The organism is Staphylococcus sp. HMSC062H10, from assembly GCF_001836945.1.
GTDB classification, from domain to species: Bacteria; Bacillota; Bacilli; order Staphylococcales; family Staphylococcaceae; genus Staphylococcus; species Staphylococcus aureus.
This window is the reverse complement of sequence record NZ_KV830986.1, coordinates 1-21,211: the sequence shown is the minus strand read 5'-3', so window position 1 is coordinate 21,211 and position 21,211 is coordinate 1. Positions and strand designations below refer to the sequence as shown.

Annotated in this window: 21 protein-coding genes and 1 pseudogene; 7 read left to right on the top strand and 15 right to left on the bottom strand. The window is 34.1% G+C overall.

Features of this window, described 5'->3' with window-relative positions; genetic code table 11:
- The 11 genes and pseudogenes from tarK to HMPREF2658_RS09085 all read right to left on the bottom strand — a co-directional run.
- Positions 1-964: pseudogene (tarK, locus tag HMPREF2658_RS09135) on the bottom strand (teichoic acid ribitol-phosphate polymerase TarK); the annotation flags it as partial.
- Positions 965-1,138: 174 nt separating this feature from the next.
- A complete protein-coding gene (locus HMPREF2658_RS09130; protein WP_070854358.1) occupies positions 1,139-2,164 on the bottom strand; it encodes an alcohol dehydrogenase catalytic domain-containing protein in 1,026 nt (341 codons plus the stop codon).
- Positions 2,157-2,873 (bottom strand): 2-C-methyl-D-erythritol 4-phosphate cytidylyltransferase, encoded by a 717-nt coding sequence (locus HMPREF2658_RS09125; RefSeq protein ID WP_000638480.1) that lies wholly within the window; start codon positions 2,871-2,873, stop codon positions 2,157-2,159. The genes HMPREF2658_RS09130 and HMPREF2658_RS09125 overlap by 8 nt, the downstream gene beginning before the upstream one ends.
- Before the next feature lie 527 nt (positions 2,874-3,400).
- A complete protein-coding gene (locus tag HMPREF2658_RS09120; protein ID WP_000645598.1) occupies positions 3,401-4,444 on the bottom strand; it encodes a galactitol-1-phosphate 5-dehydrogenase in 1,044 nt (347 codons plus the stop codon).
- Positions 4,445-4,467: 23 nt separating this feature from the next.
- Positions 4,468-4,614: a hypothetical protein gene (locus tag HMPREF2658_RS09115; protein WP_000230358.1), complete on the bottom strand. Its 147-nt coding sequence runs from the start codon at positions 4,612-4,614 to the stop codon at positions 4,468-4,470.
- 1 nt (position 4,615) lies between these two features.
- Positions 4,616-5,671, bottom strand: coding sequence for a zinc-binding dehydrogenase (locus HMPREF2658_RS09110; protein ID WP_000646217.1), 1,056 nt, complete (start codon positions 5,669-5,671; stop codon positions 4,616-4,618).
- Positions 5,672-5,688: 17 nt separating this feature from the next.
- Positions 5,689-6,948 carry a PTS galactitol transporter subunit IIC gene (locus HMPREF2658_RS09105; protein ID WP_000120115.1) on the bottom strand — a complete coding sequence of 420 codons (1,260 nt, stop codon included), beginning with the start codon at positions 6,946-6,948 and terminating at the stop codon, positions 5,689-5,691.
- A gap of 226 nt (positions 6,949-7,174) precedes the next feature.
- Positions 7,175-7,453 carry a PTS sugar transporter subunit IIB gene (locus HMPREF2658_RS09100; RefSeq protein WP_000815795.1) on the bottom strand — a complete coding sequence of 93 codons (279 nt, stop codon included), beginning with the start codon at positions 7,451-7,453 and terminating at the stop codon, positions 7,175-7,177.
- Between the two features lie 22 nt (positions 7,454-7,475).
- The gene (locus tag HMPREF2658_RS09095) at positions 7,476-7,943 is read right to left on the bottom strand and encodes a PTS sugar transporter subunit IIA (protein ID WP_000531473.1); all 468 of its coding nucleotides are present in this window, start codon (positions 7,941-7,943) and stop codon (positions 7,476-7,478) included.
- Complete coding sequence (locus HMPREF2658_RS09090; protein WP_001012722.1) at positions 7,928-10,024, bottom strand: BglG family transcription antiterminator; 2,097 nt, start codon at positions 10,022-10,024, stop codon at positions 7,928-7,930. Before HMPREF2658_RS09090 ends, HMPREF2658_RS09095 begins: the two co-directional genes overlap by 16 nt.
- 338 nt (positions 10,025-10,362) lie before the next feature.
- Positions 10,363-11,298 (bottom strand): nucleoside hydrolase, encoded by a 936-nt coding sequence (locus tag HMPREF2658_RS09085; protein ID WP_000823213.1) that lies wholly within the window; start codon positions 11,296-11,298, stop codon positions 10,363-10,365.
- Positions 11,299-11,660: 362 nt separating this feature from the next.
- Here HMPREF2658_RS09085 and HMPREF2658_RS09080 point away from each other — a divergent pair, with 362 nt between their 5' ends.
- Entirely contained in the window at positions 11,661-13,190 is a 1,530-nt protein-coding gene (locus HMPREF2658_RS09080) for a PTS transporter subunit EIIC (RefSeq protein WP_000838200.1), read from the top strand.
- A gap of 26 nt (positions 13,191-13,216) precedes the next feature.
- Positions 13,217-13,342: a hypothetical protein gene (locus tag HMPREF2658_RS14875; protein ID WP_001789457.1), complete on the top strand. Its 126-nt coding sequence runs from the start codon at positions 13,217-13,219 to the stop codon at positions 13,340-13,342.
- A 168-nt stretch (positions 13,343-13,510) separates the two neighbouring features.
- Here HMPREF2658_RS14875 and HMPREF2658_RS09070 read toward each other — a convergent pair whose 3' ends face one another.
- Together HMPREF2658_RS09070 and HMPREF2658_RS09065 are read right to left on the bottom strand one after the other, a co-directional pair.
- Complete coding sequence (locus tag HMPREF2658_RS09070; protein ID WP_001031873.1) at positions 13,511-14,464, bottom strand: L-lactate dehydrogenase; 954 nt, start codon at positions 14,462-14,464, stop codon at positions 13,511-13,513.
- Positions 14,465-14,774: 310 nt separating this feature from the next.
- Complete coding sequence (locus HMPREF2658_RS09065; protein WP_031785494.1) at positions 14,775-14,882, bottom strand: hypothetical protein; 108 nt, start codon at positions 14,880-14,882, stop codon at positions 14,775-14,777.
- A 154-nt stretch (positions 14,883-15,036) separates the two neighbouring features.
- Between HMPREF2658_RS09065 and HMPREF2658_RS09060 the strand changes: the two genes are divergently transcribed.
- From HMPREF2658_RS09060 to nikA, 4 genes are all read left to right on the top strand, one after another.
- Positions 15,037-16,182 carry a globin domain-containing protein gene (locus HMPREF2658_RS09060; protein ID WP_000954817.1) on the top strand — a complete coding sequence of 382 codons (1,146 nt, stop codon included), beginning with the start codon at positions 15,037-15,039 and terminating at the stop codon, positions 16,180-16,182.
- 25 nt (positions 16,183-16,207) lie between these two features.
- On the top strand, positions 16,208-16,381 hold the full coding sequence (locus tag HMPREF2658_RS09055; protein ID WP_000773988.1) for a hypothetical protein: 174 nt from the start codon (positions 16,208-16,210) through the stop codon (positions 16,379-16,381).
- 156 nt (positions 16,382-16,537) lie between these two features.
- On the top strand, positions 16,538-16,894 hold the full coding sequence (locus HMPREF2658_RS09050) for a DUF488 domain-containing protein (protein WP_000215213.1): 357 nt from the start codon (positions 16,538-16,540) through the stop codon (positions 16,892-16,894).
- Positions 16,895-17,091: 197 nt separating this feature from the next.
- Positions 17,092-18,567, top strand: a complete 1,476-nt coding sequence (nikA, locus tag HMPREF2658_RS09045; RefSeq protein WP_000669672.1) for a nickel ABC transporter substrate-binding protein — start codon at positions 17,092-17,094, stop codon at positions 18,565-18,567.
- A 342-nt stretch (positions 18,568-18,909) separates the two neighbouring features.
- Here the strand turns inward: nikA and HMPREF2658_RS09040 are convergent, their stop codons facing one another.
- Positions 18,910-19,797: an alpha/beta hydrolase gene (locus HMPREF2658_RS09040; RefSeq protein ID WP_000757487.1), complete on the bottom strand. Its 888-nt coding sequence runs from the start codon at positions 19,795-19,797 to the stop codon at positions 18,910-18,912.
- A gap of 12 nt (positions 19,798-19,809) precedes the next feature.
- Positions 19,810-20,454, bottom strand: a complete 645-nt coding sequence (locus HMPREF2658_RS09035; protein ID WP_000412502.1) for an SDR family oxidoreductase — start codon at positions 20,452-20,454, stop codon at positions 19,810-19,812.
- A gap of 153 nt (positions 20,455-20,607) precedes the next feature.
- Between HMPREF2658_RS09035 and HMPREF2658_RS09030 the strand changes: the two genes are divergently transcribed.
- Positions 20,608-21,159 (top strand): TetR/AcrR family transcriptional regulator, encoded by a 552-nt coding sequence (locus HMPREF2658_RS09030; RefSeq protein WP_000361245.1) that lies wholly within the window; start codon positions 20,608-20,610, stop codon positions 21,157-21,159.
- Positions 21,160-21,211 lie beyond the last annotated feature (52 nt).

Genomic DNA, 21,211 nt, shown 5'->3' with positions numbered 1-21,211 from the left:
CATAAGCTTCATCAAATAGTACATCAGTACGTGGTACACCTGTTGGTACAACATTTTCTTCTCTAATTCCAAATGCTTCAGCATAAAATGGAATATCGGTTTCTGATGATACATATGCTTTCGTGTAACTACGATGGTTTAATGAATCGATAAACGGACCCCCTTTTTTACCTGTACGACTAAAGCCAACTGTTTTAAAAGCACCAACGGCATGCCACACTTGAATAATTTCTTGTGATGGTCTAAAGCGAACCGTATAAATTAATGGATGGAAATCATCGACAAAAATATAATCAGCCTTACCAAGTAAATATGGCAATCTAAACTTGTCTCTCCATTTACGTCTATCCGTAATATTCGCCTTAAATATCGTTTTAATATCATAATCAAAATCTACTTTTTGGCGTAGTAACTCATCATATACATACTTGAAATTCCCTGATAAATTCGGACGCGAATCTGATGTGAATAATATTGTTTTGCTTCTTTTAATATGTAGTAACTTTGTAATATTAAAAATAGCTTTAAATAAGAAACTTCTACTTTCAAATGAAGCTTTATGGCCTTGTTTATGAAGCCAGTGTGCGCTTGTCGCAATGACCCCTAATTTCTCTTGAGGTAAGGTGATTTCAATATCAAATACAAATTCGTTAACGTCACTTGCTATTTCTGGAGTAATGGTATAAACCGTATGTTGTGATACCCCACCTTTGCGGAAAACTTTAGCTTCGTTGGCTAACACATAGTTTGCTTTTCCATTTTGTGTAGTCAGCTCATTGTATTCTTCAATTTGCTCTTCATTTAATGCTGCATAAGCTTGATCAATAATATTTGGATTAAGTTGTCCAATATACTCTAACTGGTCATGATAAACAAATAAATATTTATCCATTGGTAAATAATATCCATCGTCTAATATTGCGACGTTGAATCTACATTTAAATGTATTACCGTCTATTTTCATTTCATTTGCTTCTAATGTTTTTGTTTCGGTTAAATTCCTCAGAACAAATTGTCCTGATGTTAAATCGACACCTTCACTATGTCCTTCAATATATAACTGAACACGTTCCCAGTATATGTTATCAATATGTATTGCTTGTTTCGTTTTTGTCATTGTTATTCCCCCATCGGTTTATTAAATCGTCCATTTCAATACTGTTTTTCCCCAAGATGTCGATAAATCCATTTCAAACGCTTGGACGATATCTTGCATCGTACATACATTAATTTCATGTCCTTTTAATAAGGCTAACTTTTCAACAATGTCTGGGTACTTACGATATAAATCAACAACTTGCTCAAAATCTTTAGAGCCGCTTCGACTACTACCAATCAACGTTAATCCTTTTTCAAGTACTAATCGTGTATTCACTTCCACGGGTAATTCACTTACGCCTAACAAAGCAATACTGCCTTCTGGTGAAATATGTTCAACTATTTGTTGAAGTGCAACTTGACTTCCTTTACCTCCAACACATTCAAATGCATGATCAATTTTAAGATCATCTGGTATTTGATTTAATGTATAGATGTCATCTACAAATGAAAAATGACTTAATTTATAGTCTGTCTTACCAAATACATAAATTTTAGCTTCTGGGTACAACTTACGTAGCAAAATAGCAGTAATATAACCTAAGTTGCCATCACCCCAAATACCAAAGCTGATTTTCAAAGGTATAGATTTACGTTCAAATCGTTGTATAGCATGATAACTTACTGACACTAACTCTGTGTATGAAATCGTACTCAAGTCAATGTCATTAGGCAGCGGAACGATACGATCATGTGCCATCACAACGTAGTCTTGCATAAAACCATCATAACCACTAGATCTAAAATAACTAGAGGCTAAGTAATTCTCCGCAATAATATGATGTTGCTCTGTAGGTGTATTCGGCACCATTACTACTTTCGTACCTTTTTCAAATACCCCTTTACTATCAAATACAACTTCACCAACAGCTTCATGAACTAGTGACATTGGTAATTTTTTGCGCAGTACATTTTCATCTCTTCGACCTGTGTAATACCTTTGATCAGCTGCACAAATAGACAAGTATAAAGGTCTTACGATGACATGATTACCATAAATATCAACATTATTATATGTGACGTCGAACTGTCTCGGTGCAACGAGTTGATATACTTGATTAATCATCGGCAATATCACCTTGAATAATGGCATTTGCTACTTTTAAATCATACGGTGTTGTCACTTTAATGTTGTATAGTTCTCCACGTACCAATTTAACTGCATGTCCAGATTCGACAATGATTTTACATGCATCTGATAAGATTTCTTTTTGTTCACTACTTAAGGCGCGATAACTATCTTGTAATAATTTAATATTAAATGATTGTGGTGTTTGGCCTTGATACATTTCATTCCTTACAGGGATACTGTGTATGTTCTGTTTATCTTTAGACATTACAATCGTATCGATTGCTTCAATGACTGTATCTACTGCACCATATTTTTCTGCTACTTCAATATTCTCTTTAATAATACGTTGAGTTAAAAATGGTCTTACGGCATCATGAGTTACAATCACATCATCATTATTAATTCCATTTACATTGCGAATATAGTCGATAATATTCATAATTGTTTCGTTTCGATCCGTACCACCTGCAACTACTTTGACACGTTGATCTGTAATGTTATATTTTTTTAAAATATCCTGTGTATGGGAAATCCACTGTGCTGGCGTTGCGATAATAATCTCATTAAATTCACTCACTAAAATGAACTTCTCAATTGTATGAATTAAAATCGGTTTATTATCAATATCTAAAAATTGTTTTGGTAATGGCACGTTTCCCATTCTCGAACCAATACCTCCTGCTAAAATACCTGCATAAATCATGTTGTCCTCCATTCTGTCATTACATCATTTTCATTAATACATTACTGACCTATGCCCGCACATAAGCCTAACCTATTGCTCATTTGCCTCTTTTATTAAGCCAAAGGCAGTTGTCGCAATAGTGTGATAATTTTTTATAAAAATGTATTTTTGTAACTGACCATTCTAAGTTGTTGTGTCATGCAGTTAATCATTAACACTGACGATATTAAATTGTTAAAGGTATTAATGTTTACTCTTTTTCAAATTCATTATTACTGCCATCATTTTACCATATATTATAATAAATTTATCTTATTAAGTGGCTGTACTTGATTTTCACTCTAAAAATCATCAAATATTGCCATCTCATTTTAAGTATACAAAATGCAAAACAACCGATTCACAAGCATATTTCACACAAGTAAACCGGCTATTTAGCAACGTATATTCGAAGATGAATTATTTCGATAGTATCTGTAGACCAGACGGCATTCGCACTTTCATAGCTATAACTATACCAGCGTTTTCGTCCTCAAAGGTGCATACTAATAAATCGTAAACATAACTTTATCAAATCGTTCTTTCTTGTTAACTAATTTATCAAATGTCTCCGGGCCTTTTTCTAACGGTAAAAAATGAGAAATAATAGGCTTTACATTAATATCTTTCGTCTTCATATAATGTAAGGTTGCCATCCACTCTTTCCCCGGGAAATTACTGGACAAACAGTTCCAAGAGCCACATACTGTCAACTCGTTACGCAGAATTTTTTCAAAATGAACGCGATCAATCTCAATATCATCATATGGTATTCCGAGTAATACCACCTCGCCTCCTTTTTTAGGTAGCGTCAATATTTGACCAATCGTAACTTTAGCCCCTGATGATTCTATAGCTAAATCGATTTGATTGGCGTAATGATTTTCGATGAATTTCTCAAGATTTTCTTCTTTTGAATTGATTGTTTGATGTGCGCCCAATGATTTTGCAATTTCTAGTTTATGTGCATCTATATCTATAGCGATGATATGTGCAGCACCAAATATTCGTGCCCATTGAATAGCTAACAAACCTATACTGCCACACCCCATTACTGCAACAGTCATACCAGGTTGTATATTCGATTTATAAAACCCATGCGCAACAACGGCTGATGGCTCAACCATTGCTGCTTCAATGTAATCAACATTGTCTGGAACCTTTAAAACATTTTGCGCTGGCAATTTGACATATTCCGCGAACGATCCAGGTTCATATGAGCCAATGACGAATAACTTTTCACATCGTGCATATTCACCTTTTAAACAATACTCACATTGATAACAAGGTATTGCTGGACAACCTGTGACTTTGTCGCCGACCTTAACATGCGTAACATCACTTCCAATGGCATCTACAACACCTGAAAATTCATGACCAAATGGCATACCTTTAATGTATGGCCCCATTTTTTTGTATCGTGACGTATCTGAACCACATATGCCAGTCGCTCGCACTTTAACAATAACGTCATTCGCACTTTCAATGATTGGCTTTTCATTATCCTCATACCGTAAATCTTCCACGCCATATAATTTCAATGCTTTCACTTGTAAATCACCTCAACTTTGATTTAATTCACAACTTTTTTCTTTTTAAAAATACCTGTCGCAAAATAACCTGCAATGACGATAGAATTACTTACAAGCAGATGTTCCATATAAAAATCAGTGATTTGTCTCAATGGCCCAAGCATAAAAGTTAGCATTGATTCTACCATATTAATTCTCTCCTTCATTTTCATCTAAATCGAGCGGCTTAAGTAATGCTTTAATACCTTCGCCAGATTTTAAATGTTGATACGCCTCGTCCCATTTCGAAATATCATATATTTTTGTCACCAAAGCTTCAGCATCCACTAATCCATCTGCCATCAGTTGTAATGAAGGTTCCCAATCTGCTGGCTTTTGACTTCTACTACCAACAACTGTTATTTCTTTTTGAATCACTTTTTCCATATCAAATGGAATTTCAGCATCCTTAAAAATACCTATTTGACTGTAGAAACCTTTTTTGCGTAAAATATCCAAACCTTGTCGTGCTGCTGGAACTGCACCTGAACATTCAACAACAACATCTGCCCCGTAACCGTCTGTAATTCCATTGATATACGTTTTTAAGTCTGTTTGTTGTAAATTGACTACATAATCCATGTGCAATGCTTCTGCTTTACCTAATCTGACTTTATCATTGTCCAATCCAGTTACCACAACAGTTGCGCCTTTACTTTTTAACACTTGTGCTACAAGTAATCCGATTGGCCCAGGCCCCATTACAACTGCTATATCACCAGAGTTCACTTGAATCTTAGAAACGCCATGATGTGCACATGCTAATGGTTCTGTCATAGCTGCAGACTGGTACGATACTTCGTCTGGAATATGATGCAAACTTTCTTCACGTGCAATGACATAATTTGTAAATGCGCCATCTACTTGTGTTCCAATACCTTTTCGATGGTTGCATAAATTATAGTCTTTGGATTTACAGTATTCACACTCATTACAAACATAGAATGTCGTTTCAGAAGTGACACGGTCACCAACTTTAAAATCTTTAACGTCTGCTCCAACTTCAACGATTTCACCAGAAAATTCATGACCTAATGTCACTGGAAAATTAACTTTATAATGACCTTCATAAGTATGAATATCTGTGCCACAAATTCCTGCATAATGTACTTCAATCTTTACTTTATCATCTAGCGGTGTTGCAACTTCTTTATCAAGAAGTTCTAAGTTGCCATATCCTTCTCTTGTTTTTACTAAAGCTTTCACCACAAACACCTCGATTTTTAATTGAATAGACTAAATAGTTTAAAGATAAGATAGTTAACGATATTACCACCTTGATCAATACTTGAAATTTCAGATGAACCTTTTGGCATTTGTACATTCGTACCTTTCGCCATATCTGTGAAAATAGGTGCTACGTCTGTTGCAATATATAGTGAAATTGCAATCATAATCGTACCCACAATGACAGAATGAATAATGTTTCCTCTTGCTGCACCAACAATAAACGCGACAACAAATGGTATCGTTGCTAAGTCACCAAAAGGTAGTACTTGGTTTCCTGGTAAAATAACGGCTAACAAAACAGTGATAGGTACTAAAATTAATGCTGTCGAAATAACCGCTGGATGACCTAATGCTACAGCCGCATCCAATCCTATATAAATTTCACGTTCGCCAAAACGTTTATTTAGCCATGTTCTTGCAGACTCTGAAACTGGCATTAAACCTTCCATTAAGATTTTTACCATTCTAGGCATTAATACCATTACTGCAGCCATTGACATTCCTAAATTAATGATGTCTCCAGGTTTGTAACCTGCTAACACACCAATACCTAAACCTAAAATTAATCCGACAAAGATAGACTCTCCAAATGCGCCAAAACGTTTTTGAATTGTTTCAGGATCAGCATCTAACTTATTCAGACCGGGTACTCTTTGTAACAATTTAACTAAGTAAATACCTGGTGCATAAGAAATTGTACTTCCTGTAGCAATCGATACACCTGGTAAATCAAAGAACTCACTCATCATCGGTGCTGTCCAATCTGCTACTTTCAAACAGATAACTTGGAAAATAACTGCTGCTAATAACGCTTGCCAAATACTGCCTGATACGGCATAAACCATTGCTGCTGTAAACGTATAATGCCAAAAATTCCAAATATCTACATTCATCGTCTTTGTCACTTTAGTTACTAGCAATACAACGTTAACTATGATTCCGAGTGGAATAATAAATGCTGCGACAGATGATGCCCAAGCGATAGATGATGTTGCTGGCCAACCTACATCAATCACATTCAGACTGACGCCTAAATTTTTAACCATCGCTTGTGCTGCTGGCCCTAAATTTTTAACTAATAAATCGATGACTAAGAAAATCCCTACAAAAGCCACACCTATTGTTAAACCAGACCTAAATGCCGCGCCAATTTTCTGCCTAAAGAATAGGCCAAGCAAGAATATGACAACCGGTAAAATAACAGTTGCACCTAAATCTAAAAATCCCCTTACAAAATCAGTGAAGTAACTCATATTTAAACCCTCCCTGTTATATATGCATTGTCACGATATTTTCCAATTGTGATTACATTTGTCGTTACGGTCATTTCAACGACTACCCTTGCTACATTCGACTGCAATCCCTTTGAATTACAGTCACTGCGTTTCTATGTCATCAACAATCATTTGTCGTGATAGTCATTTATATGCAATTTGCATATATTTATATGTTATTGACCCACGGTACATATCAATTCAGTTATTTTTGTAACTCTGTTAAGATTTGTTGCTTTGTTTCTTCAATACCAATACCAGTTAAGAAATTACGTGCGTTGATAACTGGGAATTTATATTCTTTCTTTGTCATTGCAGTTGTAACTAATAAATCTGCAGTGTCTTCATAAGGCCCAACTTCTGTAATTTTGATTTGTTTAATATCTACTTTAATATTGTGTTCCTTCGCCATTTCCTCAATTGCATTATTTACTACTGTTGACGTTGCAATACCTGCACCACACGCTACTAATACTTGTTTCATTTTCAATTCCTCCAATTAATTTTTAGTTATATTCCAAATAATCATTGATTAGTGTTGCTAAAATTGTTTCGTCTTTCGTTCGTAGAATCTGCTCCAATTTTTCTTCATTTTGAAAAATTTGCATCAACTGCTGTAATAGTTTAAGTTGATCATCCACTTTATCCATAGCTAGCATGAAGACAATTTTCACTTCTGTCTGTTGATCAAGTGTTCCCATTTCAACAAATGGCACTTCTTTTTCTAAAACAGCCACACCAATTGTTCTATGGTTAATATGTTCGACATCTGTATGTGGTATGGCGACCGAACATAAATGCGTCGGTAATCCTGTCGCAAATTCCTTTTCTCTGTCGATAACTGCATCTTTAAACGTTGCTTTTACAAATCCGTTTTGAAATAAAACATCTGACATTTGTGACAATACGGATTCTTTATCAGTTGCCGACAAATTGAGCATTATATTTTCTTCATGCACTAATTGCTGTCCCATCCATTTTCCCTCGCTTCTTTATTTGAATAATTTTTTAAAATCTCATTAACATCAGAATTTCTGCGACTTTGTATGATGCGCTCAATTGCGTCATTGTCTTGCGCCACATCTCTCAATTGTAATAACGCTCTTAAGTGTGTCACTTTATCAACAGCAGCAATAGGTACAATAATATGGATTGCTGTGCCATCTGACATGTATATTGGTTCTTGTAAAATCAACATACTCATCGCTGTTTTATGTACATGCTTTTCAGAGTATGCATGTGGAATAGCAATATTTTGCATGATAACCATATACGAATCATCAAATACCTGTTGCATCTCATGAATATATTTAATATCAATAAAATGATTAGCAACTAACACATCACTTGCTTTAGCAATAGCTTCATCAATATTTTCAACATGATGTATTCTTTTCACGTGCCTTGCTGGTATCAAGTCAGCTAAATCTAATGTCTTATTTTGTGTGACAATCGATCCATTAATGGTTAAAATCGAATTATAATTCGCAATAAAATCTTCTAAACCATCACGTAGTTCTGTAATGTCATTAACTGTCGTAGTACGTTCAATTAATGCCATTAACTTGTTTATTTCCTTATCAATGTCAGCCGATTCCTTATTAATGTACTTCATCACTTCTTTACGTAACTTTCGTTGCTCATTTTCAGATAACGCTACTTTTGTGATAAATAATTTTTTATGTGTTAGGACAAACATTGGCGAAAAGACGATGTCATAATCTAATGTGTAATTTTCAAATGTTCTAAGTGAAATCGCATCTAAGAAAATAATTTCTGGAAATAAGTTTCGCAACTCGTATAACATCATTTGTGATACTGACGTGCCTTGTGTACACACGATAATAGCTTTTATCTTGCCATCGAAGTTTTCATCTTGACGTCTCAAACTACCTCCGAACAACATGGTTAAATATGCTATTTCATTATCAGGTAACGATTTTCCGAAATATTCAGTTAACGATTGACATGATTGTTTCACCATATGAAATAACGATTGATAATTTCCTTGTAAAGGATTTATTAATTCATCACGATCCGTTAAGTTATATTTAATCCTATAAAAAGCAGGCGTTAAATGTAACAAGAGTTGCTGTGATAATTTCTCCTTATCTTCAATGTTAATAAAAGTGATTTGTTCAAAATGGTGAATCATTTGAGCGATGGCCATCGTTAAATTCGATATGTTATCTGATTCCTGCAAATCAGTCCATTGCACACTTGTTGAAAGTAAGTGTAATGTCAAATATAACTTTTCCGCTTCTGGCAAATCCGGCTCATGTTGCGTCATAATCTCCGTTGCTTGATATTCTTTCGTATCCCTCAAATACTGATAATTAATATTTAATGGATTAATCACATGACCACTTTGAATTCGTCTACGAATCACACAAAGGACATAAGGCAATGAACTAAGTGATTTGTCTATAAAGCGACTCTTCAAAAATTGTTCTACCTGTTTGATCTTGTCTTTTTGATATGCGATATCTTCGAATGTTAAGTTGAGCGCCTTTAAGACTTCACTTTTAGTAATATCATGATTCAACCTTTGATCAATCAACTTAATGAAGAAACGGCGAACTTCAAATTCATCACCAACAATTTCATAACCATGTTTTCGAGAATACTTAAGTGACAAACCATGATCTTCCAATTGCTCTTTTACATGATTTATATCGTGAATGACAGTATTTTTACTGACTTGTAAATCAATTGAAAAATGGTTTAGAGACATTGCGTTTTCCTTACTAAAAAGCATGAGCATTAAATAATAACGACGTGTTTCTATGCTAAAAATGATATTGTTGCCGTTTAACATTTGCTGCTCCGATACATCTCGTTTGAATAACGTCATGATTTCAGAACTTACAATAAAATTTCCTTGGCTTGTTCTTTCAAGTTTTGGATAGCCCTCTTGTTCAAGCCACAAATTGATTTTTTGAATGCGATATCCTAGTTGTCTACGAGACAAACCAAATATCGATTCAAGTTCTTTACCATGAATAGTAGGATTCAATACAATTTCTCTGAGTATTTGCTGATTATCCCCGTTCATGTTCGATCCTCCTTTGAGCATCTGAGCTCAATTTATCATCAATCGTCACACCGATGTACACACTTTGAACACATATTTTCAAAATGAGTATGTACATCATTGTGATGTTTTGACAGCATTCCAATTATATCGGTATTATTTGCAATTTTAATCTTTTAAAATAAAGCAATTGAAATTTTTACATATCTATTTGTATTTCGAGTTTTTCGAGTGCATTTTTAATTTACATATCTCAGTCATTATCAAATTGTCATGACCAATGTAATCCACTACAAAAACCCTAAGGACGCTTATATCAGGCGCCTTAGGGTTAACTGTATCTATTTAATTAAGTATTATTATTCGTATGTACGTAACTTATGATCTATCAAGTTCCACACTTCTTCAACATCAACTGTTGTAGCAAAATAAGCATTGGCAGGCTTACCTGTAACATGATTTAAATCGACAGCCATAGTGCCATAAGTTAGTGGACTTTGATGTTCAATTTCGATATTAACAGGTACCATTGTAAACAATTCTGGTTGTAACAAATACAAAATTGTACAAGCATCATGTATTGGACCACCGTCCATATTAAAGTGAGTCTTGTATGTCTTCTTAAAGAATTGCAATAATTCTACGACGAACTGCGCAACAGGATTATTGATACTTTCAAAGCGTTCAATCACGTGATCGTCGGCTAAAACTTGATGTGTTACATCCAAACCAAACACATTTATAGTAATCCCACTTTCAAAAACACGCTTCGCTGCTTCAGCATCTACCCAAATATTGAATTCTGCTGTAGGCGTCCAATTTCCAAATGTACCACCACCCATCAAAGTAATAGATTCAATATGCTCAGCGATTCTTGGCTCACGAATCAATGCCGTTGCTACATTCGTAAGAGGACCTGTCGCTACAATTGTTACAGGTGTATCACTCGTCATCACTTTGTTAATAATCACATCTGATGCTGGCATTGCAACTGCTTGACGTGATGGTGTCGCCGGTAGTTTCGGACCATCTAATCCAGATTCCCCATGTATTTCAGAAGCAAAGGCAGCTGGTTTAATTAACGGCCTATCCGCACCTTTCGCTACTGCTATATCTTGGCGTCCCATAATATCCAATACGTTCAAGGCGTTTGTCGTATTCTTGTCAACTGATTGATTACCTGCGACTGTGGTTACAGCTAATATCTCTAGTGGACTGTCAATTGCCCCCGCTAAAATTAATGCTATTGCATCATCGTGTCCTGGATCACAATCCATAATTATCTTTCTCTTCATTCAAAATTCCACCTTTCTTAAGTTGTTATCGATAGCTTATGTATATTTATTTATGTGGTTAATCATGTTTATTTTGAAAAATAGTTTTAACTTTCTCATAGTTTTGGATACAAAAACTATTTATCTATTTTATGACTTATAAATTTATCCGATATTCTTTGTCACCTTACCTCGCTAAAAAATAGGATGTCTACAGAACTATACCGACTTTTGTCAACTCATTTTCACAACAATATAAACAGCAATTTATATGATTGTTACATGATTCAAACAATTTTTATGAAAAATATTTTCATCCACAGAATATATATTGATATTAAATTTCTCAAAAGCTATATTGAAAATAATTAGGAGGGATGTTGATGAAATCTTTATTTGAAAAAGCACAGCAGTTCGGCAAGTCCTTTATGTTACCTATCGCAATCTTACCAGCTGCAGGTCTATTGTTGGGTATCGGTGGTGCATTAAGTAATCCAAACACCGTTAAAGCATACCCTATTTTAGATATTACCTTATTACAAAATATTTTTACATTAATGTCAGCTGCAGGTAGTATTGTTTTCCAAAATTTACCAGTCATCTTTGCAATTGGTGTCGCAATCGGATTATCTAGAAGCGATAAAGGTACTGCAGGTTTAGCTGCACTGCTCGGTTTCTTAATTATGAACGCAACTATGAATGGCTTATTAACTATCACAGGCACATTGGCAAAAGATCAACTTGCACAAAATGGACAAGGCATAGTGCTCGGTATACAAACGGTTGAAACCGGTGTTTTTGGCGGGATTATCACAGGTATTATGACCGCAATACTTCACAACAAATATCACAAAGTGGTATTACCACCGTATTTAGGTTTCTTTGGTGGCTCTAGATTTGTCCCTATTGTTACAGCATTTGCCGCAATCTTTTTAGGTGTATTGATGTTTTTCATTTGGCCAAGCATACAAGCCGGCATTTATCATGTTGGTGGATTTGTAACGAAAACAGGTGCCATCGGTACTTTTGTTTATGGCTTCATCTTAAGATTGTTAGGTCCACTCGGTTTACATCATATTTTTTACTTACCGTTTTGGCAGACGGCACTTGGTGGTACTTTAGAAGTCAAAGGGCACTTAGTTCAAGGTACGCAGAACATCTTCTTTGCTCAACTTGGTGATCCAGATGTGACGAAGTATTATTCAGGTGTGTCGCGCTTTATGTCAGGCCGTTTTATTACGATGATGTTCGGCTTATGTGGTGCCGCACTTGCAATTTATCACACGGCTAAACCTGAACATAAAAAAGTTGTCGGCGGTTTAATGTTATCCGCTGCACTCACTTCATTTTTAACAGGTATTACCGAACCTTTAGAGTTTAGTTTCTTGTTTGTCGCACCTATTCTTTATGTAATCCATGCCTTCTTTGATGGATTAGCATTTATGATGGCAGACATTTTCAACATTACAATTGGTCAAACCTTCAGTGGAGGCTTTATCGATTTCTTACTTTTTGGTGTGCTACAAGGTAATAGTAAAACAAACTACCTATATGTCATACCTATTGGAATTGTGTGGTTCTGTTTGTATTACATCGTTTTCAGATTCTTAATTACGAAATTTAATTTCAAAACACCTGGTCGTGAAGATAAAGTTGCAGCACAACAAGTTGAGGCTACTGAAAGAGCACAAACTATTGTTGCTGGTTTGGGAGGCGAAGATAACATTGAAATCGTTGACTGTTGTGCAACGAGACTACGCGTCACACTTCATCAAAATGACAAAGTCGATAAAGTATTACTCGAAAGTACTGGTGCCAAAGGTGTAATCCAGCAAGGCACTGGTGTGCAAGTAATTTATGGGCCTCACGTTACAGTTATCAAAAATGAAATTGAAGAATTGCTCGGGGATTAAGACTAACCGAAATATCAACAGAACTAATGGCAACGATGTACGAAGTAAGAAGTGACATCGTTGCTTTTATTTTTAATGTTACATTTGAAGCATTAAGTTCATCATGCACTGTAGTAAGCCCGCAAATCGCCTCTGCTAGACAATCATCTTAATGCTATGATTAAAGCTTAAGTGCCAGATTTGAATTTAATTTCAACAACGACTTTCACTACATTAAAAATAGGGCTACTCGACACATAAAGTTGTATCAAATAGCCCTTTATACAATTTTTTGGGGTAAGGTTTTACAATTTTTGGAATGGTATAGATTTTATAAAAAGTTATTTAAGTTCTTCTGCTTCAGCCATAATATCTTTTAATGTTTTAGCTGAATGTGCGAACTTGCTTTGTTCTTCGTCGTTTAATGGGATTTCTACGACGTTGCGAATACCGTTTCTATTGATGACTGCTGGAACACCAATATAAACATCTTCTTCATCATATTCGCCTTCTAATAATGCTGATACAGTCAATACGGCATCTTCATTTCTGAAAATCGCTTCAGTAATTCTAGCTAATCCCATTGCAACACCATAATAAGTGGCACCTTTAGCTTGAATAATGTCATATGCTGCATCACGTGTTTGAACAAAAATTTGTTCAATTTGCGCTTTGCCCTCAGGACGTTGTTCAAGTAATGTCTTCAAAGGTTGACCCGCAATATTAGCGTGTGACCATACTGGTAATTCAGTGTCACCATGTTCACCAATAATTAGAGCATCGACGCTACGTGGCGCAACATCGAACGCTTCGCTTAACAATAATCTAAAGCGTGCAGAATCTAAAATTGTACCAGAACCTATAACGCGTTCTTTAGGTAAACCAGAGAATTTCCATGTTGCATACGCTAAAATATCAACAGGATTTGTAGCTACCAAGAAAATACCATCAAATTTTGATGCCATTACTTCACCAACAATTGATTTGAATATTTTCAAGTTTTTAGATACTAAATCTAAACGTGTTTCTCCAGGTTTTTGTGCAGCACCAGCACAGATGACAACTAGATCCGCATCATGACAATCACTGTATTCGCCAGCTTTCACACGAACTGTTGTTGGAGAATATGGTGTGGCATGTTTTAAATCCATAACATCTCCTCGAACTTTATCAGTGTCTAAATCAATGATGACTAATTCATCAACAATGCTTTGGTTTACTAATGAAAATGCGTAGCTTGAACCTACTGCACCATTACCTATTAATACAACTTTGTTCCCTTTAAATTTGTTCATTACAAAAACTCCCTTATGATTAATTCACTAACATACGTGTAGTTTCAAATATGTTAGTTTAATGCTGCTTATTGACGATACAAAAGCAAATAAACATCTCTTTTATTTTCAACGCATAACTTAAAAGGTCATGTGTCATCCGCTTTTAAGTTTGTGATTTATTTCACATATAAAATGTAACATGCATTAAGTACTGGGTCAATATTAAATTGTGATTTATTTCACATTTTATTTTAATTTTTACACCTTTTTAATTTGTATACGATTACATCTTAGATGTCTTTAGTCTTCGTACTTCGCCAGTGATTATTTACACTTTCACATTTTTATTATCATGTTTACTTTTTTCTAAGAAAACAACAATGTTTTTTGAATTAGCCAAATAAATGCGTACAATCGTCGGTGTGCAAACAGACAATTGTACACAATACTTATTGATAAGTATTTAAAAAATTAAAAATGTCATACAATTATCAAATTTGCCATTTTATTTATATTTTCTCAAACCAATTAATTGAATATCGAAATTTTTAGTAGAATAATCAAAATAGACAGATTAAAGGAGGAGTATCATGCTTACAGAACAAGAGAAAGACATAATCAAACAAACGGTGCCATTGCTTAAAGAAAAAGGAACAGAAATTACGTCAACTTTTTATCCGAAAATGTTTAAGGCACATCCTGAACTTTTAAATATGTTTAATCAAACGAACCAAAAACGAGGCATGCAATCTTCAGCATTAGCACAAGCAGTAATGGCTGCAGCTGTTAACATCGATAATTTAAGTATTATTAAACCAGTCATTATGCCAGTTGCATATAAACACTGCGCACTACAAGTTTATGCTGAACATTATCCAATTGTGGGGGAAAATTTATTAAAAGCTATTCAAGACGTGACAGGATTAGAAGAAGATGACCCTGTCATTCAAGCTTGGGCGAAAGCATATGGCGTTATTGCGGATGTGTTCATCCAAATTGAAAAAGAAATTTATGATCAAATGATGTGGATTGGTTTTAAACCATTCAAAATTACCAATATTAAACAAGAATCTGAAGACATTAAATCATTTACAGTTGAAACTGAAGAATATGACTTTAGTGAATTTACACCAGGCCAATACATCACAGTTGATGTTTCTAGTGATAAACTTCCATATAGAGCTAAACGTCACTATTCTATCGTATCAGGTGATAAAAATCATTTAACTTTTGGCGTTAAACGTGATGTCACAACAGAACATGAAGGCGAAGTTTCAACAATTTTACACGATGAGATTAAAGAAGGCGATATGATTAATCTAGCTGCGCCTGTAGGTGGATTCGTATTAGAGAATACGACTGAACCACAACTTTTCTTAGGTTCAGGTATTGGCGTCACACCTTTAGTAGCAATGTATGAAACTGCCTCTGCCAAAGGTTTAGATACACAGATGGTTCAAGTTGCTGAAAATGAACAACATTTACCTTTCAAAGACAACTTCAACAGTATCGCAAGCCATCATGACAACGCTAAGTTATATACTCACTTAAAAGATAAACAAGGCTATATTGGCGCTGAAGAATTACAAGTATTTTTAGCAAATAAACCTGAAATTTATATCTGTGGTGGTACAAAATTCTTACAATCTATGATCGAAGCACTTAAATCTTTAAATTACGATATGGATCGCGTACACTACGAAACATTTATTCCAAGACTAAGCGTTGCAGTATAACTGAGAAAAGAGGTTTAGTGCTCATATGAAACTTAATCAACGTTACGTAAAAGTATTTGCATTATATTTCGTAAGTATTGTTACTGCAAATATTATTGTTAAAAATAATAATTTAATTAAAACATTGATACAAACTATAGCCGGGTACACGGTCTTTGCACTTGGTTTGAAGTATTTAACTAAACGTAAAAATAAATGACATCTATACAAAAACAGCTATGACTTTACTTTGTCATGGCTGTTTTTTAATTGGGAGTGGGACAGTAATGATATTTTCGCAAAATTTATTTCGTCGTCCCACCACAACATGCATTGATGCATGCTCACTGAATTTCATAAGAAAGGAGTTCACAAGATGACCGTAGATATTGGACGTATTTATGACAATAAAGATAATACCGACGCTATTCGTATCCTAGTCGATAGAGTCTGGCCAAGAGGTATTTCGAAAAGAACTGCTAACCTAGATTATTGGTTAAAAGACATTGCCCCTTCTACTGAGTTGCGACAATGGTTCCAACATGATCCTAAACTTTTTGGAGCTTTTAAAGAAAAATATGAAAAAGAATTGCGAGACAATGAGACGCAAAAAGAAGCTTTTGAAAAATTAAAGGATATTGTAAATCAGCATAATCATGTTCTATTGTTATATGCCGCAAAAGATACAGAACATAATCAAGCTGTAGTACTACAGCAGTTGCTCAATACTTAGTTATATATATTTGTCGTGAATCACTATACATGTCGCTAACTTCATTTCTAATATTTATTTTTAAAAAGCATAATTACTACAATTAATTGAACTTTAATAATTACTAAACTCGAACAACATTTTACTTTAACAAAATAAAGTTTTAAAATATTAATTATTGGGTTTTACATAGTAATTAGAAAGAGAGTGTTAATGAAATGAAGTTTAAAAGACTAGCAACTATATTTTCAGCAGTATTAGTGTTATCAGGATGTGGCTCAATGCATTCATCTGGCAAAGACTTAAATATTTCGTTACCGTTAAAAACAAAGTCTATTGCACCTTATGAAACAGATGTACCAGTTAAGATTGGTGCTGCAGAATCATTATTTAAAACAAATGATCAAGGAAAAATAGAAAAAGTATTAGTGAAATCGTATCATCAACCAAATGATACAACGTTAGATATAGAATTAAAAGATAATGTTAAATTTCAAAACGGTCAAAAATTGACTGCAGAAAAAGTGAAATCTAGCCTTGAAAATAGCATGAAAAAAAGCGACTTGGTCAAATATTCATTACCAATATCATCAATTACCGCTAAAGGTCAAAAACTGACAATTAAAACCAACTCCGCTTACCCTGAACTTGTATCTGAATTAGCTAATCCTTTTATGGCAATTTATGATACAGATGCTAAATCAGATGTTAATCAAACTCCTGTTGGCACAGGCCCTTACCAAATAAAAAATTATAAGCAATCTCGAAAAATATCATTGTCGAATTTTAAGGACTATTGGCAAGGTAAACCGAAACTTGATCATATTACTGTGACGTACCAAGAAGACGGCAATAATCGCGTCAGAAATTTAGAATCTCAAAAAGATGATTTAATAACTGATGTCCCAGTTAATAAAGTTCAAGACATAGAAAACAATCAAAATTTAAAAGTGTCAAAAGAATCAGGATTTAGAACTTCTTTACTTATGTATAATCATACTAATAAAAAAATGACTAAATCCGTTCGTGAAGCATTAGATCATATCATTGATAGACAAGGTATTGCAGATCATATTTATCAAGGTTACGCGAAACCTGCAACGAGTCCATTTAATGATAAAATTCCATATATTAAAGAACCTAAGTTAACCAAACAAAATATCGAACAAGCAAAAACGTTATTAGCTAAAGATGGTTATACAAAAGAACACCCTTTAAAAATTAAGTTAATTACGTATGACGGTCGTCCAGAGCTATCGAAAATTGCGCAAGTATTACAATCAGATGCTAAAAAAGCAAATATTGAAATCGACATTAAAAGTGTTGATGACATTGAAGGTTACTTAAAAGACCGTTCTGCATGGGATGCAACGATGTATAGTTTCGGAACGATTCCTCGTGGAGATACAGGCTATTTCTTTAATCAAGCATATAAAAAAGATGGTGCTATTAATAAAGGAGACTACAATAATAGCAACGTTGATGCTTTAATTAATCAATTGAATCACACTGTAGATGTTAAGGAACGTCACAATATTTCTAATGATATTATTAAATTATCAAGTCGAGATGTACCAAACAGTTATATTGCTTACAACGATCAAATAGTCGCTGCTAACTCTAAAGTTAAAAATTATAAAGTAACACCTGAAGGTATCTATTTAATCGATTATCGAACAACGATTGAACGATAAGGGAATGTGGGACATTAATTTATGTCTCAGCCCCGCTTCAACTATAAAAACCACGCCGAAGTCATTCTAGATGATGATGGCGTGGTTTAATTTGCTTATATGATTGTATTACTTTCTGTTTGATGAATTTCAATAAAATGATTATTACATACTTTCAGTGAATCATGTTCATTTTATATAAACCTAATTGTCACTATTTGTTTAACGTGAAACACTTTTTTAACTCCAAAAAGTATTCCACTTCCACTCTTTTAAAGACAAATTATAAAAATAGGTGCTTTCGTTATAACACAAAACCAATCATTTCTCTTAAATAAATTCATTTCAATCTTACGGGAATTTTTATAAATATTGACCATAAAATGAGTTCATTTTTTCAACCGCTTCAGTTACAAATGGTTCTTTGTCATACATATCAAAATGATTCGCACCTTCTACAATGTGGATATCTTTCGGTTCTAGTGCACGTTCATATGCATTTTCACTTTGCCATAATGTACCAGCTTCACTACCAGCGATAAACAGCACAGGTTGTGTCAATAATTTATCTACTAAATCAAATGCAGTAAATTCAATGATACGATCGAAACTAATAAATGGAAATTGATTAATTGAACGTTCATGTTGCGCTCTTGGCGTACGATAATATTCCCATCCATCTTTTGTTTCTTGATCCATATCTTCAGTTGGTTCTTCTGGAACAAAACCTACTAGCTTTTGTGGTGCACCATTTGCTTCTGCTTTTCTTTGTTCTGCAACTTGTTCTAATAAAGGATTAATGTCTTTTTCATCTTGATTACCCGTCCAACCTTTACGGAAGTTTTGACCGATGTCAGCAGCACTAATGCCTACTACAGCTTTAATACGTTTTTCAGTTTGCGCTGCTTTAATTGTATAGCCACCAAGTGCACCAATACGACTATCATCTATAAAATCAAGTGTATTAAAGTAATCCACAGCAGCTCTTACATCTTCTACACGTGATGATGGATTTTCTAAATTATGTGGTTGTCCTTCACTTTCACCTTGATAACTTGCATCATAAGCCATCGTGACATAACCTAAAGTTGCTAGTCGTTCTGCATATAAACCAGCTGTTTGTTCTTTCACGCCTCCTGCTGGATGATTAACGACAATTGCAGGATATTGATTATTTTCATCAAAATTTTCTGGGAAATACATATTAGCTACTACATTTAAGTTATTACTTTTAAAATTTACTTTTTTCAAGTTGAAAACTCCTTATAACCAGTGTGGCTTATCGCCATCTGTATTTGGTTTATTTACGCCTAAACTTTCTTTAACGTGGATTGAAGGATTCTCAATGATTTCTAATCCTAATGCAGCAACACTTTTACGCGAAACTTCTGTGCCTTTAAAATTTTCTCCTTTAACTGTTGTTTCATATTCAATCTCATCGTTGTTCGTCAACCATGCGGGACGTAATACTGTATAGTCTAAACTAGATGCTTCAATAATATCTGCTGCTTTCTTATATGGTGGAAGATACGGTCCAATATTGTCATTGTTCCATTTGCCAAATGCGCCAGGCACCTCATCATATATACCTAATGCAGTTACAAAAATAAGTCGTTGTACATTTTTCTTTTCCATTGCTGATACAATTGCCTGAGCTTGTTCATCTATATTACCGGCTAAACTAGCGAATACAACATCAATTTGATCCAATGCATTTTCCAAGGCAGCTTCATCTGTTGCATCTGCTTCAATTAGTGTTACGCGATTTCCATCTTCTATATTCATCAATTTCGCTTTATTTCTTAAGTAAAGTGTTAAATGATGTTCTGTTTTATCTAATAATAAGTCAATTAACTCTTGAGAAATTTGACCACTTGCACCTATGATTAAAATATTTTTCTTTTCCAACTAACATCACCTCTTTTATTACTCACTTGTGTTTTAAATAACAAGTGTTACACTAATATATACCTTCACCTATCATTTTTAAACTTAAAAGGTAGTGAAAAAAGACTTATTGCACAGGTACTTAATTTTCGAGCAATATTTAGGAGCTATATCATGGATAAACGTATTAAAAAAACACAACGGACATTGAAACAAACAATGATTACGTTGTTAAAAGAGCAACACATCGAAGACATCACAGTGACAGATATATGTGATAAATCTGATATCGTTAGAAGAACCTTTTACGCACATTTCAATGATAAATATGATTTAGTTGAACGTATTATGAGCGATTATATTTCAGATTTTGTAGAGATATGTCATTTCAAAGAGCAGATAAATTTTAAACTTGGTAATATTAAGTGGTTTGAATATTTATATAACAATAAAGACATTTTCAGTGTTTTATTCAAAAGTTCAATTTCAGCACTATTCAGTAAAAAACTAGAGACTGTTATTTACAAACAACTAGAAAATAAAATTGCTAAAAGCGTCATTAATGAAGGTATAAGTAAATCAACATTATTATGTTTTTTAACTTCAGCTGTACTAGGTGTTATGGTGAATTTTGCATTAAACGGTGATTCAGATTATCAAAATAAAGCTGATGAAACCTTAATACTATTAAAACCTTATTTAAAGAATGACATACTCAACTCGTAAGTATCATGCTTATAACTAGGGAGTGGGACAGAAATGATAAAGAGCCACTAAT